Raw genomic sequence first — 14613 nt, forward strand, 5'->3', positions numbered from 1 at the left:
GTTCAATCAGTCGTTCGGAGTGGGATGAACGACGCTCAAATCCTGTCGAGCGTCGTAGAAGGCGATGACACGAATGCCGTCCGGGCGTTCGCGATAGACGATGATCTTCTTCCAGTCGGCTGCGCTCCATTCGAGAAGCCCAGGCCAGCGGGACAGATGACCTTGATGAGGATGCTCGGCCAGACGCCAGAGCGTGGCTTTGATCTCCGTTTCCGCCTTGTCCGCAGTTGCAAGACTGTGCGCGTCAAGGTGATCCAGAAAGTCGGAGAACGCCGTCAGCGCGGGCTCAGACCATTCGAAATCCTTCACCGCGTACGCCGCGCCGCAAGCCGGGCCTCCGCTTCCTCGTTCGAAATAATCCGCCCCTCACGCTCCGCGGCCAGTCCCGCTTCGATCTGCGCGATCTGGTCCGCCGACAACGGCGAGCCGCGATGAGCCTCATTGTCCATGATGAAACCTTCGGCCGCCGAGGCGATAAATTCGCCGACCGGCATCCCGATCTCGGCCGCCGCACGCTTCAGGCGGTCAGCGGCATCTTCTCGGAAAGGAACGGCAATCGTTTCCATCAGAATGTCCTCAACGTTCGGATCAGACCAGATTTGTCGATGATACCACGATCCAGCCCCAAGATGGCGGCCGCCCCGGCCGCCAGAACATCGAGCGTCAGGCCATTTAGAATCGGCTTTTCACCGACGGAGACGTGGAGATTGTCGATGGCGATGCTCACCCCACACTCCCTTCCAGGCTGATCGCCACCAGCTTCTGCGCCTCGACGGCGAACTCCATCGGCAGCTTCTGCATGACGTCGCGGACGAAGCCGTTGACCAGCAGGGCCACCGCCTCCTCCTGCGACAGCCCGCGCTGCTGGGCGTAGAACATCTGGTCGTCGCTCAACCGCGTCGTCGTCGCCTCGTGCTCCAGCTGGGCCGAGCCGTTGCGGGCCTCGATATAGGGGATGGTGTGCGAGCCGCATTCCTTGCCGATCAGCAGGCTGTCGCACTGGGTGAAGTTGCGCACCCCCGTCGCCTTCGGATGCACCGAGACCAGGCCGCGATAGGTCGAGTCCGATTTCCCCGCCGACACCGCCTTGGCGATGATCCGCGACTTGGTGTTCTTGCCCAGGTGGATCATCTTGGTGCCGGTGTCGGCCTGCTGACAGCCGTTGGTGATGGCGATGGAATAGAACTCGCCCGAGCTGTCGTCGCCCTTCAGGATGCAGGACGGATATTTCCAGGTCACGGCCGACCCGGTCTCGACCTGGGTCCACGACACCTTGGACCGGTCGCCCCGGCAATCCGCACGCTTGGTGACGAAGTTGTAGATGCCGCCTTTGCCCTCGGCGTCGCCCGGATACCAGTTCTGGACGGTCGAATATTTCACCTCGGCGTCGTCCAGGGCCACGATCTCGACCACGGCCGCGTGCAGCTGGTTCTCGTCGCGCATCGGCGCGGTGCAGCCTTCCAGATAGGAGCAATAGCTGCCCTTATCGGCGATGATCAGGGTGCGTTCGAACTGCCCCGTCTGGGACGCATTGATGCGGAAATAGGTCGACAGCTCCATCGGGCAGCGCACGCCCGGCGGAATGTAGACGAACGACCCGTCCGAAAAGACCGCGCTGTTCAGGGCCGCGAAATAGTTGTCGGAGACCGGCACCACCGACCCCAGATATTGCCGCACCAGCTCAGGATATTCGCGCAAGGCCTCGGAAATGGGCATGAAGATCACGCCGACCTTGGCCAGTTCCTCCTTGAAGGTCGTGACCACCGAGACGCTGTCGAACACGGCGTCCACGGCCACGCGCGGCGCGCCCTGCACCCCCGCCAGCACCTCCTGCTCCTTCAGCGGGATGCCCAGCTTCTTGTAGATTTCCAGAATTTCGGGATCGACCTCGTCCAGAGACTTCGGCCCCTCCTTCTGCTTGGGCGCGGCATAGTAGAACAGGTCCTGATAGTCGACCGGCTCATACTTCACCGCCGCCCAGGTCGGCTCCTCCATCGCCAGCCAGCGCTCATAGGCGGCCAGACGCCATTCCAGCATCCATTCCGGCTCGCCCTTCTTCTCGGAGATGAAGCGCACGATGTCGGCGTTCAGCCCACGCGGTGCAAACTCCTGCTCGATGTCCGACGTAAAGCCGTGCGCGTATTTCTCCAGCGCGGCGACGGCGTCGATGGTTTCCTTGACGGCGGCCATCAGGCGACCTCTCTCACGCGCGCGGCGGCGCGTGTCTTGTGCTTGTCGTAGGCGGCGATCCAGGCGTCGGCGAACCGCACCCAGTCGCTCTCGGTCGTGGCCCAGCCGCCGGAAACGCGCACGCCCCCGGTCGCCAGAGCGTTCAATCCCATGGCGCTGATGGTCTTGGACGGCTTCACCTTGCCGGACGAACAGGCCGAGCCCGCCGACACCATGACGCCGGCCATATCAAGAATGATAAGTTGTTGAGGACTGTCCCAACCCTCGACCGCCATGAACAGGGTGTTGGGCAGGCGCGCCACGTCAGCGCCGATCACGGTCGCCCCGACGGCCTTCACCTTCGCCTCGGCGGCGTCGCGCCAGCCCACATGCGAGGCCATAGTCTCCAGATCCCGCGCCGCACAGTCGGCGGCCACGCCGAACCCGGCGATGCCCGGCACATTCTCGGTCCCGGCGCGCAGACCCCGCTCCTGCCCGGCCCCGTGCAGGATGCGAACGCCCGCCACGCCTTCCTTCAGGATCAAGGCCCCGACGCCCTGCGGCCCGCCCAGCTTGTGCGCCGACAGGGTCAGGCTGTCCGCGTCCAGAACCCGCATATCGACCGGGATCTTGCCCGCCGACTGGATCGCATCGACGTGCAGCCACCCCCCGGCCGCGCGCACCAAGGCTGCGGCTTCGACCACCGGCTGGATCACGCCGCTCTCGTTGTTCGCATGATGGATGGCGACCACGGCCCGGCCCGGACGCGCCAAGGCCTGCGCCAACCAGTCCAGATCGACGACGCCGTTCGCATCCACCGGCAGCACCTCGACAGGCGCACCGGCGTTCGCGGCCGCCTCGGCCACGCACGGATGTTCCGTCGCCGAAACGATCAGCCGCTCGCATCCGGCCGCCAGCGCGCTGGCGATGGCTTGGGCATTCGCCTCGGTCCCGCCGCTGTTGAACACCACGGCCGTCGGATCTGCGCCGACCAGTTCGCCGACCTGGGCCCGCGCCGTCTCGACCCGCGCCCTCGCCCGCCGTCCGGCCGCATGGACCGCCGACGGATTACCGTTGTCGGCCAGGGCCCGCGTCATGATCTCGAGGACCTCGGGCCGCACCAGGCCTGAGGCGTTGTAATCCAGATAGATCGCGCTCATGCCGCCACCCCCACAGCTTGGGGCGGTTCGACATTGCGCCGACGCTGGCCTGTGCGGTTCATCACCACGTCTTCCAGCGACACCCCGGCCAGATAGCGATGGATCTCGTCGCCCAGGTCTTCCCACAGATCGTGGGTGATGCAGCGTTCGCCGGCCATCATGCAGCCCTTGGGCGAGCCATGCGCCACGCAGCGCGTCGCCCGGATCGGTTCGTCCACCGCCAGCACGATCTCGGCCACCACCGTCTCATGCGCCCCCTTGGCCAGCCGATAGCCGCCGCCGGGTCCGCGCACGCTCTTGACCAGGTCGCTCTTGCGCAGACGGGCGAACAACTGCTCCAGATAGCTCAGCGAAATCTCCTGGCGCGCGGCGATTTCAGCCAGCGAAACCGCCCGGATCTCGCCGCTTTCGCCGCGTCCGTTCTTTGCCAGATCGGCCATCGCCATCACGGCGTATCGTCCCTTGGTCGACAGACGCATATTGCAGCCTCAAAAATTGCGCGCTTTTCGGGGCTCTTGTGCTAGAACCCGCGCCTTCGCAAAGGCGCCTCGCTTGCGGAGGGACTTAGAAAGTCCCACCTCAGCGGTCAAGTATTACGCACACGCGAAACGACAGTTGAACGGATTCCAGAGCCCCTATGCCTGAAGTCATCCTGCCCGGCGCCTCCGGTCGCATCGAAGGCCGCTATTCCCCGGGCAAGCGCCCGAACGCCCCCATCGCGTTGATTCTGCATCCGCATCCCAAGGCGGGCGGACATATGAACAACCCGGTGACCGTCACCCTGCACCAGCTGTTCCAGCAGCGCGGCTTCGCCACCCTGCGCTATAATTCGCGCGGCGTCGGCAAGTCGCAGGGTGAATTCGATTCGGGCATCGGTGAACTGGCCGATGCGGCCACGGCCCTGGACTGGCTTCAGTCGAACAACCCCGGCGCCAGCCAGACCTGGGTCGGCGGCTATCAGTTCGGCGCCTATATCGGCATGCAGCTTCTGATGCGCCGCCCCGAGACGGACGGCTTCATCTCGGTCTCGCCCCCGTCCAACATGTACGATTTCAGCTTCCTGGCCCCCTGCCCGGCCTCGGGCCTGTTCCTGCACGGCACCGCAGACACCGTCGTGCCCCCGGCCGAGGTCGAACGCGTGGTCAACAAGCTGCGCACCCAGAAGGGCATCATCATCGACTATGAGCTGGAAGAGGGCGCCAGCCACTTCTGGCAGGACCACATCAGCGCCGTCGAACGCCGTGTCGGCGCCTATCTGGACAAGCGACTGGAAGAAAAGCCGGCCTGATCCGATCCTCGGGTCGCGCGTTGGAGACCCGAATGGAACATGACATCGTCATTATCGGCGGCGGCGCGGGCGGGCTTGAGCTCGCCGCCCGCCTGGGCCGTCGGTTCGGCCCGCGCGAGGGCCGCCGTCGCGTCCTGCTGATCGATCACTCCATCTTCCACCTGTGGAAGCCCAGCCTGCACGAGGTCGCTGCGGGGTCTCTGGACAGCCACCAGGAGGGTCTGTCCTACCCGGTGCTGGCGCGGCGCAATCATTTCAGCTTCGCCTTCGGCGATCTGACCGGCCTCGATCCGACGAACAAGACCCTGACCCTGGGCGAAATCCGGGATCAGGACGACGCCGTCCTGGTTCGCCCCCGCACGGTGAAGTTCCGCACCCTCGTCCTGGCCATCGGCAGCGGCTCGAACCTGTTCGGCACGCCCGGCGCCGCCGAACACGCCCATCTGCTGGAAGACGTGGCGGACGCCGAGGCGTTCAACAAACGGCTGACCGCCGCCTTCCTGGCGACCGCCTATTCCGACGGGCAGACGATGAACATCGCCATCGTCGGGGCCGGCGCCACCGGGGTCGAACTGTCCACCGAACTGATCGAGGGGCATGACGAACTGTCGGCCGGCCTGACCGAGGGTCAGAAGTTCGACCTCGCGGTCACCCTCGTCGAGGCCGCGCCCCGCATCCTGGGCGGCCTGCCCGAACGGGTCTCGGCCAAGGCCGCCCATGCCCTGGAAGAAAAGGGCGTGCGCCTGCTGACCGACGCCAAGGTCAAGGCCGTCCACGCCGGCCGGCTGGACACCTCCAGGGGCGAGGTGCCCGCCGACCTGATCGTCTGGGCGGCCGGGGTGAAGGCGGCCGAGACCAACCGCGACCTGGGCCTGACCACCGGCCGCCTCAATCAGTTCGTGGTGGACGACCACCTGCGCACCTCGGCCCCTGACATCTACGCCATGGGGGACTGCGCCGAGGCGCCGGGGCCCGAGGGGCGTCCGGTCCCCGCCCGCGCCCAGGCGGCGGCCCAGCAGGCCGCCTATCTGGCCAAGGCCCTGGCCATGGCTCGATCCGACCCGTCGCGCGAACCCGGCCCCTACGTCTATCATGACAAGGGTTCGCTGGTGTCCCTGGGCGGCGACCGGGGCGTCGGCTCCCTGATGGGCAATCTGGGCGGCCCGAACTTCCTGATCGAGGGCCTGATCGCCAAATGGGCCTATATGGCCCTGCACCTGGACCATCACCGCGCCATCCTGGGCGTCCGCCGCACCGCCATCCTGGCCCTGTCGCGCCTGCTGCACCGCCGTGTCTCCGGACGGCTGAAGCTGCACTGAGGCGCGCGCGGCCCGTGGCTCAGTGCAGCGGTTCCTCGGCGATTGGGGCCGGACCGTGGGCGCGCACGCACCAGACCACGCTGACGATCATCATCAGTATGGCCAGGATCTCGATCACAGCCGGTCCCCGTCCCTCCCAGATGTAGCCGTAGACGAAGGCGAACACGGTCTCGAACACGATCATCTGCCCCAGCATGGTCAGCGGCAGACGGCGGCTGGCCTGGTTCCACAGGGCGTTGCCGATGATCGAGGCGAACAGGGCCACGCCCAGGCAGACGCCGGCGAGCTTCAGCCACGCACCGCCGGTCCAGCCCTGGGTCGTCAGCGCCGCGGGAACCGCCAGGAGCAGCGCCAGACCGCCCGTGACCACCCCGGTCAGCAGGGACCAGTCGTGGGGCGACACCTGTGTCAGCCGCGCCATCCAGCGGCTGTTGCCCACCGCATAGACCGTCCAGGAGATCAGGGCGCCCAGGGCGCAGCCCAGACCGATCAAAGTCTGAATCCCGGTTGGTCCGCCGGAAACGCCATGGCCGTGCGACAGGGCGCGCCAGCCGATCAGCCCCACCGCCACGGCCGCCAGGACGATGGGCGGCGCCGTCCGAGACGCCGGCGGCCCGCCTCCATCCTTCAGCCCCCACAGGGCCACCACCACCGGCACCATGCCCACGATCAGGGCCGACGCCGCCACCCCGGCCAGGTGAACGGCGACGACCACAAAGGCGAAATAGACCAGATTGCCCGCCAGGCTCAGCCAGACGAGGGCGCGCCACGTGCCCGCCTCGATCAGGGGCGCCAGCCGTCGCCAGCGCGGGGCGATCAGAACGACCGCGATCAGCCCGTAGGCCAGATAGCGCCCGGCGGTCAGCAACAGGGGCGACGCCTCCGGCGCGAACTTGGGCGCCAGGAACACCAGCCCCCACATCGCGCCTGCCCCCAGGCCGGAAGCCACGCCCCACAGCCGGTCCGAGGATGCCGTCATTGTCGCGCTCCGCCTTCACCCCCGGCCGCGCTTACACGGTTTGTCAGGCGGCGAACACCGGCCCCCAGACCGAAGGATCGACCGCCCCTAAGCCGCCTCGACCGCCTCTTCGGCCGGAACCGTGCGGATCATATAGTCGAAGGCCGACAGCCCCGCCTTGGAGCCTTCGCCCATGGCGATGACGATCTGCTTGTAGGGCACGGTGGTCACGTCGCCCGCGCCGAATATGCCCGGCTGCGAGGTCTCGCCGCGATGATCCACCTCGATCTCCCCGCGCGCCGTCAGGGCCACGGCGCCGCGCAGCCATTCGGTGTTCGGCACCAGGCCGATCTGGACGAAAACGCCTTCCAGATCGACGTCATGATGGGCGTCCGAGTTGCGGTCCTTGTAGGACAGGCCCGTCACCTTCTCGCCGTCGCCGTGCACCTGGGTCGTCAGGGCCGAGGTGACGATCCGCACGTTCGGCAGGGTCGCCAGCTTGCGTTGCAGCACCGCATCGGCCCTCAGTTCGCTGTCGAACTCGATCAGGGTCACATGGGCCACGATGCCCGCCAGATCGATGGCCGCCTCGACGCCCGAGTTGCCGCCGCCGATCACGGCCACCCGCTTGCCCTTGAACAGCGGCCCGTCGCAGTGCGGGCAATAGGCCACGCCCTTGTTCTTGTACTGGTCCTCGCCCGGCACGTTCATCTGGCGCCAGCGGGCGCCGGTGGCCAGGATGACGGTGCGCGACTTCAGGCTGGCGCCGTTCTCCAGCACCACCTCGTGCAGACCGCCGGGAACCTCGGCCGGAACCAGCCTGGCCGCCTTCTGCAGGTTCATGATGTCCACCTCGTACTCGCGGACATGCTGTTCCAGATGGGCGGCCAGCTTCGGCCCCTCGGTGTGCGGCACCGAAATGAAGTTCTCGATCGCCATGGTGTCCAGCACCTGGCCGCCGAACCGCTCGGCCACAATGCCGGTGCGGATGCCCTTGCGCGCCGTATAGATGGCGGCCGCCGCCCCGGCGGGGCCGCCGCCGACCACCAGCACGTCGAACGGGTCCTTGGCCTTCAGACGTTCGGCGGCCCGCGCCTCGGCGCCCGAATCCAGCCGGGCGACGATCTGCTCCAGCTCCATCCGGCCCTGACCGAACAGTTCGCCGTTCAGGAAGACCGTCGGCACGGCCATGATCTTGCGTTCCTCGACCTCGTCCTTGAACAGGCCGCCTTCGATGGCGACGTGTTTGATGCGCGGGTTCAGCACGCTCATCAGGTTCAGCGCCTGCACCACGTCGGGGCAGTTCTGGCACGACAGCGAGAAATAGGTCTCGAACACATAGTCGCCCTCCAGGTCCTTGATCTGCTGGATCACCTCCTGCGCCGCCTTGGACGGATGGCCGCCGACGTGCAGCAGGGCCAGCACCAGCGAGGTGAACTCGTGGCCCAGCGGAATCCCCGCGAACCGCACGCCGATGTCGGTGCCCTTGCGGCGGATCAGGAAGCTGGGCTGGCGTTCGTCGTCATAGTCGCGGCCCATCTCGACCTTGCCGTGCGAGACCGAGACGATCTCCTCCAGCAGGGTCTTCAGCTCCTGCGACTTCGGCCCGGCGCCCAGCGAGGCGACCAGTTCGACCGGATGGACGATGTTCTTCAGATAGGCCTCGAGCTGAGATTTCAGATTGGCGTCCAGCATGGGAGAGGTCCTTGAAACAGTTGAACTCATGACGCCTGCAAGCCCGACCGCGGGCGAGGCGAGACATGAAGAAGGATGTCGGCGGGGGCTGGAAACGCAACGCGCCCCCGCCGACGGACGGGTCCGGCGCCGGGCCGGACCCGATGGGTCGCGTCAGTCTTAGATCTTGCCGACGAGGTCGAGCGACGGCGCCAGGGTGGCTTCGCCTTCTTCCCACTTGGCCGGGCAGACTTCACCCGGGTGCGAGCGCACATATTGCGCGGCCTTGACCTTGCGCAGCAGTTCGGCGGCGTTGCGGCCGATGCCTTCCGAGGTGGTCTCGGTGAACTGGATCACGCCGTCCGGATCGACCAGGAAGGTCGCACGGTCGGCCAGGCCCACGCCCGGACGCATGGCGTCGAAGTTGTTGGTCACCAGGCCCGAGGGGTCGCCCAGCATGGTGTAGGTGATCTTGCCGATGGCCGGCGACGAGTCGTGCCAGGCCTTGTGCGAGAAATGGGTGTCGGTCGACACCGAATAGATCTCGACGCCCAGCTTCTGGAACTCGGCGTAGTGGTCGGCCAGGTCTTCCAGCTCGGTCGGGCACACGAAGGTGAAGTCGGCCGGATAGAAGAAGAAGATCGCCCACTTGCCCGCCACATCGGCGTCGGTGACGGTCAGGAACTTGCCGTCCTTGTAGGCCTCGGCCGTGAAGGGTTTGAGGGTCGTGTTGATGAGGGCCATGCAGGGCTTCCATTCCGTTGGGAGGTTGGGGAGGCCCGCTTCCTACCGCACCGCAGCAGATAAGCCCAATCACTTATTTGCAGATGCGTGATAGATTTTGGTTATGACTCAACAACACCAAACCTCGTCATCCTCGGGCTTGTCCCGAGGATCCATACGCCCGGTCTTTGGACAGCGAGCTCAGGCCGCAGACACCGGGTTTACAGATCCCAAAAGAGGGCGTAGCCGCCGGGGCCTCTGCAACTCGCGGTCTGGAAGATCTGACTCCGTGTGCGCGCTTCTCGCCCCCTGACCGGTCCGCGACCTTCCCCGAGACCGCTTCACGACTATGGGTCGATTTCTCCTGGCGTTCGACGTTTCAGCACTTGACCGCGAGAGCAGGAAACGACCTAGCTGCAGTTGGCGCAACCGGAGCGAACCATGCTGCTGACCTTATTGATTGCCGCTCTCGCTCTGCAGAACGCGCCGCCTCCCCACCCCACCACGCCTCAGCAGTTCGAGGGGCGACGGTCCGCCTTTGTCCAGGGCACGCTCAATGTTGCGGCTGGAGAACGCGCGACGCTGAAGCTCAATCCGAACGGAACCTATGACCTGGTGCGGGTCGACCGGATCCAGGTCGGCGACGTCCTGCCGCCCGCCAACGGATCGCGCGACCTTCCGAACGACGCGCCCGTGGGGACGATCCGCTTCAGCCTGCACGCCCGCCGGGATGTCGGATCCATCCTCAAGGTCGAGAACGGCCAGGATCAGGGCCTGAAATATGGCGGCTTCATCGTGCGATACGTCGGGGGTCAGCCCCGCCCGCCCGCAGAGACCTCAGTCTGTACAGTGCCGGCGGGGATGGTGTCGTTCGAGCACTGGCCCGAACCCGTGATCCAGATCGTCATCGGCGGCCTGCAACGCTCCGACGACGCGACACCTGTCTGCCCGCCGCACGTCGAGTGAGAGAGGCCCAAAGCGCCAAAGGCCGCTCTCGCCCCTTACCGGACGTTACGGAGGCCAATCAAACCAACCCTCGTCGTCGATTTTGTCTTCGGGCCATTCCGGCAAGCCGAAAGCCTTGGCAAGGAGGAACAACTGTAGTCGGCCTTGCGGCCCGACGGTCCACGAGAAGTGCCACCCGCCCCAGGCCCGCTCGCCGTGGGTCACATCGTAGGCTGTAGAAGGCCCGTCAGGTCTGTTGTCGCCTCGCCCATTCACGAGACGGACCGGTCCATCAAGAAAGCGCGGCGCAACCCAGAAGCAAGGATCGTCGAGGATTGAATCCAGCTTCTTGGCCTCGCTGGCGGTGAGGCTGACGCGCCGCCACGCAGTCCAGTGCGTTGGATGTGGCGGACCAATTGGTGCGGACCTCGCGTAAATTTCCCAGTTCGTGTCACGCCCCCGGCCGATAACCTCTCGAACCGTCGGGTCAGTCGACAATCCGCCCGGCGAGGTTCTGAAATGGACGGTGGAATGCGGGGTGTCGATGCTCCAGGAAACGCTGGTGTCCTCACTCGCCCACGCTTTCCAGATGTTTTCGAACAATGGGTTTTGCAGGTCATCATTGAGATGGGTGGGAAGCTTGGAATAATCGACACTGCGCCAAGCGGGACATTCTTTCGGGTCGATAGGGACAGGCGTCGGGTTGCACCCCGAAATCAGGGCGGCTCCCGTCACCAGCATAACGGCCAGTCTCATGATCGCTGCGGCTCCACCCTCAGTGGATGGAAACCGTTTCCCTATCGAAGGTCAACGTCCCGCTTCCCACCCTTGCAGACCACGGCTGCGGCTATTTTCTGACGTGAAGACCAACGTCTGCTTCCAGCGCTGACACCCATGACGCAAACTGACCCTAAACGGCTCCTAGGAGAGTCCGCTTCTGGGCGAACGAACCCGTTGCGGAAATTTCAGCGTACGGCGGAGCTAAGGCTTGCGCATAGGCTTAACGCAAGCGGCGCCCGAGTCCCTTGGCGCGGTCAGGCCTGCGGATCTCAGCCGATCACCCGGCTCCAGCCCCCCCTCCACCGAACAGGCCGGTCGCGCGGCTCAATACAACAAGAACCCCCGCCGCGCCTCTTCCCACGCCGCCTCATCCGGCCGCGTCGCCGCATCCAGATCCCCCGGCCCCGCCGCGGCGTCGTCCACCCATTCCCGCAGCCCCGGTCCGCCGTTGATCACGTCCATGGGCAGTTTCCCGAACGCATACTCGTACGGAAAATCCCGCCACAGATCGTAGTCGGGATACAGCCGCCGGATCGCCTTGAACCCCAGGGCTTGCACCCGCCACGGCTTGAAGGCGGCGTGGTCATAGCCGGGGTGATCGACATGGATCTGCACCCCGCTGCACAGCTGGCCGACATGTTTGTGGAAGGTCGGCTCGAACCACATGTCGCGTAAGGTACAGCCGCCCAGCCACTCCGGCGCCAGAGCCTGCATCTCGGCGATCACCGCCCGCGCATCGATGTCCGGCGCCCCGAACAGCTCCAACGGCCGGGTCGTTCCCCGTCCCTCCGACAGGGTCGCCCCCTCCAGCATCACCGTGCCGGCATAAGCGCGCGCCATCGACAGGTTCGGCGCATTCGGGCTGGGATTGACCCAGGCCCGCTCGCCCAGCGGCCAGCCGAAGCCCGGCCCCGCCTCCGGCGCCCAGCCCTGCATCTCCACCACCCGGTAATCCACATCCAGCTTGAACTGGTCGATGAACCACAGGCCCAGTTCGCCCATCGTCATCCCGTGCCGCATCGGCATCGGCGCGGCCCCGACGAAACTCTCCCAGCCGGGCTTCAGCGTCTGCCCCTCGACCGGCCGCCCCGCCGGATTGGGCCGGTCCAGCACCCACACCGACTTGCCGTGTTTCGCCGCCGCCTCCAGCACGTACAGAAGCGTGGTCACATAGGTGTAGATGCGGCAGCCCAGGTCCTGCAGGTCGATCAGGACGACGTCGAACGTCTCCATCCACTCGTCCCTGGGCCGGCGCACCTCGCCGTACAGGCTGAAGACCGGGAAGCCGTGCACCGGATCGCGATAATCCGGGCTCTCCATCATATTGTCCTGCAGATCGCCCTTCATCCCGTGCTGCGGCCCGAAGGCGGCGGTCAGTTCGATCTCGGGACAGGCGGCCAGGGCGTCCACCGCATGACCCAGATCCTTCGTCACCGAGGCCGGATGCGCCAGCAACGCCACGCGCCGCCCCTTCAACTGGGCCTTCAGGGCGTCGTCGGACAGCAGGCGGTCGAGACCGAAATTCATGGCAGTTCCAGCGCGAACGAGTCGGGATGATGAAAGTCCGGCTTATCCGATGGATGCGCCAGGGCCCAATAGGCGATCGCCCCGTCCAGCCCCCCGTCCAGCCTCTCGACCACAGCCGTCAGCCCGACCGCGTCCGTCGCATCCTCCGGCAGGTCCACATCGACCGTCAGCCCAAACCGCCCGGGCGCCATGCGCGTGACGATGAAGGGCGCCGTGATCTCCAGCGCTCGCATTCCCTCGCGATAGCCGTCGAACCGATAGGCCGCCCAGGCCCCCGACGGCGACAGATTATATTCGACATAGCCGTCCGCCGTCCGCACGAAGGCCTCGAAACAGGTCGTCCGCCACAGCTCGTCCGTTCTGGCCCGCGCCGCCGCCTGCGGCCAGCGCACCATTTCAACCGGCCCGGCCACGACATATTCGAGGCTCAACACCCGCCCCGCCCGCCGCGCCTCGACCTCCAGCGTCAGCCCGGCGGGGGAACAGGTCGGGTGCGGGATCAGGGGCAGACGCATCCGACCTTCGTAGCGAAGGCTTGACGCCGGTCAACGCTGCGCCTTATCCAGAACCCATGTTCGCCGCCCGCGCCATCGCCGGCCTGTATTACCGCCCGCTGTAAGCGAGCGGCCCGCGAACACGCGCCGCCTTCGCTGGCGACGCGCTCTTCGGAAATGGAAGACGACCGCCAGCATCCCTGCTAACGGAGCCTCCGCCATGACCGAACACGCCTTCAAATCCGACTTCCTCCGCACCCTCCAGGCGCGCGGCTACATCCATCAGATCACCCACCCGACCGAGCTGGACGAGGCGGCCGCCTCCGGCGTGGTTGCCGGCTACATCGGCTTCGACGCCACCGCCCCGTCGCTGCACGTGGGCAGCCTGATCCAGATCATGATGCTGCGCCGGCTCCAGCAGGCCGGCGGCAAGCCCATCGTCCTGATGGGCGGCGGCACCACCAAGGTCGGCGACCCGACCGGCAAGGATACGTCGCGTCCCCAGCTGACCGAAGAGACGATCCAGTCGAACATCGACTCGATCCAGACGGTCTTCGCCAAATTCCTGACCTTCGGCGACGGCCCCACCGACGCGGTCATGGTCAATAACGACGACTGGCTGTCGGGCTACGGCTACATCCAGTTCCTGCGCGACTTCGGCACCCACTTCACCGTCAACCGGATGCTGAGCTTCGACTCGGTCAAGCTGCGGCTCGAGCGCGAGCAGCCGATGACCTTCCTCGAGTTTAACTACATGCTGATGCAGTCGGTGGACTTCCTGGAGCTGAACCGCGCCCTGAAGGTGACCTTGCAGATGGGCGGGTCGGACCAGTGGGGCAATATCACCTCGGGCGTCGATCTGGTCCGCCGCGTGGACCAGAAGGCCGCCTTCGGCCTGACCACCCCGCTGCTGACCACGGCCTCGGGCGGCAAGATGGGCAAGACCGCCCAGGGCGCCGTCTGGCTGAACGCCGAACAGCTGAGCCCCTATGACTACTGGCAGTTCTGGCGCAACGCCGAAGACGCCGACGTCGGCCGCTTCATGCGCCTGTTCACCGACCTGAGCCTGGAGCAGATCGCCGAATACGAGGCCCTGGAAGGCGCGGCCATCAACGACGCCAAGAAGGCCCTCGCCGACGCCGCCACCACCCTGCTGCATGGCGCCGAGGAAGCCGCCAAGGCCCGCGCCGCCGCCGAGACCGCCTTCGAAAAGGGTCAGGTCTCCGCCGACCTGCCGACCGTCGAACTGCCGTCGGCCGAGGTTTACGGCGCCATGATCGCCGCCGTCGTGACCAAGGCCGGCCTGACCGCCTCGAACGGCGAGGCGCGCCGCCTGGCCCAGGGCGGCGGCCTGCGCCTCAACGACGCCGCCGTGTCCGATGGCGCCCAACTGCTGACCGAGGCCGACCTCAAGGACGGCGTGATCAAGCTGGCGGCCGGCAAGAAGAAGATCGTACTCGTTCGCCCGATTTGATATCCGCTCATCCCGGCGAAAGCCGGGACCCAGTGCTTTGGGCGCTCCGCCGCATCCGACGTCCGCAGCGCTTGATCCAACGTACTGTCTCGCGAAAGAACT

The 14613-nt window shown here is 66.2% G+C and carries 16 protein-coding genes; 4 read left to right on the top strand and 12 right to left on the bottom strand.

Going from position 1 to position 14613, the window contains the following annotated elements; all coding sequences use genetic code 11:
- Nucleotides 1-6: 6 nt before the first annotated feature.
- From AC07NC_RS14695 to AC07NC_RS14720, 6 genes are read right to left on the bottom strand one after another with little or no spacing between them, the layout of a single operon-like run.
- Nucleotides 7-309, bottom strand: a complete 303-nt coding sequence (locus AC07NC_RS14695) for a type II toxin-antitoxin system RelE/ParE family toxin (RefSeq protein WP_008260743.1) — start codon at nucleotides 307-309, stop codon at nucleotides 7-9.
- A complete protein-coding gene (locus AC07NC_RS14700; protein ID WP_292148257.1) occupies nucleotides 306-566 on the bottom strand; it encodes a hypothetical protein in 261 nt (86 codons plus the stop codon). Before AC07NC_RS14700 ends, AC07NC_RS14695 begins: the two co-directional genes overlap by 4 nt.
- Nucleotides 566-727 carry a hypothetical protein gene (locus AC07NC_RS14705; RefSeq protein ID WP_292148256.1) on the bottom strand — a complete coding sequence of 54 codons (162 nt, stop codon included), beginning with the start codon at nucleotides 725-727 and terminating at the stop codon, nucleotides 566-568. The genes AC07NC_RS14700 and AC07NC_RS14705 overlap by 1 nt, the downstream gene beginning before the upstream one ends.
- On the bottom strand, nucleotides 724-2190 hold the full coding sequence (sufB, locus tag AC07NC_RS14710; RefSeq protein WP_008263662.1) for a Fe-S cluster assembly protein SufB: 1467 nt from the start codon (nucleotides 2188-2190) through the stop codon (nucleotides 724-726). The genes AC07NC_RS14705 and sufB overlap by 4 nt, the downstream gene beginning before the upstream one ends.
- Nucleotides 2190-3329, bottom strand: coding sequence for a cysteine desulfurase family protein (locus AC07NC_RS14715; protein ID WP_154725775.1), 1140 nt, complete (start codon nucleotides 3327-3329; stop codon nucleotides 2190-2192). The genes sufB and AC07NC_RS14715 overlap by 1 nt, the downstream gene beginning before the upstream one ends.
- Nucleotides 3326-3808, bottom strand: coding sequence for an Rrf2 family transcriptional regulator (locus AC07NC_RS14720; protein ID WP_008264270.1), 483 nt, complete (start codon nucleotides 3806-3808; stop codon nucleotides 3326-3328). The genes AC07NC_RS14715 and AC07NC_RS14720 overlap by 4 nt, the downstream gene beginning before the upstream one ends.
- 158 nt (nucleotides 3809-3966) lie before the next feature.
- Here AC07NC_RS14720 and AC07NC_RS14725 point away from each other — a divergent pair, with 158 nt between their 5' ends.
- Both AC07NC_RS14725 and AC07NC_RS14730 read left to right on the top strand, forming a co-directional pair.
- Nucleotides 3967-4617 carry an alpha/beta hydrolase gene (locus AC07NC_RS14725; RefSeq protein ID WP_008262115.1) on the top strand — a complete coding sequence of 217 codons (651 nt, stop codon included), beginning with the start codon at nucleotides 3967-3969 and terminating at the stop codon, nucleotides 4615-4617.
- 32 nt (nucleotides 4618-4649) lie between these two features.
- On the top strand, nucleotides 4650-5936 hold the full coding sequence (locus AC07NC_RS14730; RefSeq protein ID WP_154725774.1) for an NAD(P)/FAD-dependent oxidoreductase: 1287 nt from the start codon (nucleotides 4650-4652) through the stop codon (nucleotides 5934-5936).
- 19 nt (nucleotides 5937-5955) lie between these two features.
- On the opposite strand, the gene AC07NC_RS14735 is transcribed toward AC07NC_RS14730, so the two are convergent.
- The 3 genes from AC07NC_RS14735 to ahpC all read right to left on the bottom strand — a co-directional run bounded on the left by AC07NC_RS14735 (nucleotide 5956) and on the right by ahpC (nucleotide 9312).
- Nucleotides 5956-6915: a DMT family transporter gene (locus tag AC07NC_RS14735; RefSeq protein ID WP_154725773.1), complete on the bottom strand. Its 960-nt coding sequence runs from the start codon at nucleotides 6913-6915 to the stop codon at nucleotides 5956-5958.
- A gap of 87 nt (nucleotides 6916-7002) precedes the next feature.
- Nucleotides 7003-8589 carry an alkyl hydroperoxide reductase subunit F gene (ahpF, locus tag AC07NC_RS14740; RefSeq protein ID WP_494569968.1) on the bottom strand — a complete coding sequence of 529 codons (1587 nt, stop codon included), beginning with the start codon at nucleotides 8587-8589 and terminating at the stop codon, nucleotides 7003-7005.
- 159 nt (nucleotides 8590-8748) lie between these two features.
- On the bottom strand, nucleotides 8749-9312 hold the full coding sequence (gene ahpC / locus AC07NC_RS14745) for an alkyl hydroperoxide reductase subunit C (RefSeq protein WP_008260815.1): 564 nt from the start codon (nucleotides 9310-9312) through the stop codon (nucleotides 8749-8751).
- A 420-nt stretch (nucleotides 9313-9732) separates the two neighbouring features.
- On the opposite strand from ahpC, the gene AC07NC_RS14750 reads away from it, so the two are divergent.
- Nucleotides 9733-10257 (top strand): hypothetical protein, encoded by a 525-nt coding sequence (locus AC07NC_RS14750; protein WP_494569969.1) that lies wholly within the window; start codon nucleotides 9733-9735, stop codon nucleotides 10255-10257.
- A gap of 45 nt (nucleotides 10258-10302) precedes the next feature.
- Here AC07NC_RS14750 and AC07NC_RS14755 read toward each other — a convergent pair whose 3' ends face one another.
- The 3 genes from AC07NC_RS14755 to AC07NC_RS14765 all read right to left on the bottom strand — a co-directional run bounded on the left by AC07NC_RS14755 (nucleotide 10303) and on the right by AC07NC_RS14765 (nucleotide 13058).
- Complete coding sequence (locus tag AC07NC_RS14755) at nucleotides 10303-10992, bottom strand: hypothetical protein (protein WP_494569970.1); 690 nt, start codon at nucleotides 10990-10992, stop codon at nucleotides 10303-10305.
- A gap of 348 nt (nucleotides 10993-11340) precedes the next feature.
- Complete coding sequence (locus AC07NC_RS14760; protein ID WP_494569971.1) at nucleotides 11341-12543, bottom strand: exo-beta-N-acetylmuramidase NamZ family protein; 1203 nt, start codon at nucleotides 12541-12543, stop codon at nucleotides 11341-11343.
- Nucleotides 12540-13058 (bottom strand): DOMON-like domain-containing protein, encoded by a 519-nt coding sequence (locus tag AC07NC_RS14765; protein WP_494569972.1) that lies wholly within the window; start codon nucleotides 13056-13058, stop codon nucleotides 12540-12542. Before AC07NC_RS14765 ends, AC07NC_RS14760 begins: the two co-directional genes overlap by 4 nt.
- Before the next feature lie 199 nt (nucleotides 13059-13257).
- Between AC07NC_RS14765 and tyrS the strand changes: the two genes are divergently transcribed.
- Nucleotides 13258-14511, top strand: a complete 1254-nt coding sequence (gene tyrS / locus AC07NC_RS14770) for a tyrosine--tRNA ligase (protein WP_494569973.1) — start codon at nucleotides 13258-13260, stop codon at nucleotides 14509-14511.
- Nucleotides 14512-14613 lie beyond the last annotated feature (102 nt).

The sequence above is a fragment of the Brevundimonas sp. GW821-FHT10A07 genome (assembly GCF_059415785.1).

What these genes read in the sequence shown, in the direction of transcription:
- AC07NC_RS14700 (WP_292148257.1), bottom strand. Translation starts at nt 566, where the DNA reads ATGGAAACGATTGCCGTTCCTTTCCGAGAAGATGCCGCTGACCGCCTG.
- sufB (WP_008263662.1), bottom strand. Translation starts at nt 2,190, where the DNA reads ATGGCCGCCGTCAAGGAAACCATCGACGCCGTCGCCGCGCTGGAGAAA.
- AC07NC_RS14715 (WP_154725775.1), bottom strand. Translation starts at nt 3,329, where the DNA reads ATGAGCGCGATCTATCTGGATTACAACGCCTCAGGCCTGGTGCGGCCC.
- AC07NC_RS14720 (WP_008264270.1), bottom strand. Translation starts at nt 3,808, where the DNA reads ATGCGTCTGTCGACCAAGGGACGATACGCCGTGATGGCGATGGCCGAT.
- AC07NC_RS14725 (WP_008262115.1), top strand. Translation starts at nt 3,967, where the DNA reads ATGCCTGAAGTCATCCTGCCCGGCGCCTCCGGTCGCATCGAAGGCCGC.
- AC07NC_RS14730 (WP_154725774.1), top strand. Translation starts at nt 4,650, where the DNA reads ATGGAACATGACATCGTCATTATCGGCGGCGGCGCGGGCGGGCTTGAG.
- AC07NC_RS14735 (WP_154725773.1), bottom strand. Translation starts at nt 6,915, where the DNA reads ATGACGGCATCCTCGGACCGGCTGTGGGGCGTGGCTTCCGGCCTGGGG.
- ahpF (WP_494569968.1), bottom strand. Translation starts at nt 8,589, where the DNA reads ATGCTGGACGCCAATCTGAAATCTCAGCTCGAGGCCTATCTGAAGAAC.
- ahpC (WP_008260815.1), bottom strand. Translation starts at nt 9,312, where the DNA reads ATGGCCCTCATCAACACGACCCTCAAACCCTTCACGGCCGAGGCCTAC.
- AC07NC_RS14750 (WP_494569969.1), top strand. Translation starts at nt 9,733, where the DNA reads ATGCTGCTGACCTTATTGATTGCCGCTCTCGCTCTGCAGAACGCGCCG.
- AC07NC_RS14755 (WP_494569970.1), bottom strand. Translation starts at nt 10,992, where the DNA reads ATGAGACTGGCCGTTATGCTGGTGACGGGAGCCGCCCTGATTTCGGGG.
- AC07NC_RS14760 (WP_494569971.1), bottom strand. Translation starts at nt 12,543, where the DNA reads ATGAATTTCGGTCTCGACCGCCTGCTGTCCGACGACGCCCTGAAGGCC.
- AC07NC_RS14765 (WP_494569972.1), bottom strand. Translation starts at nt 13,058, where the DNA reads ATGCGTCTGCCCCTGATCCCGCACCCGACCTGTTCCCCCGCCGGGCTG.
- tyrS (WP_494569973.1), top strand. Translation starts at nt 13,258, where the DNA reads ATGACCGAACACGCCTTCAAATCCGACTTCCTCCGCACCCTCCAGGCG.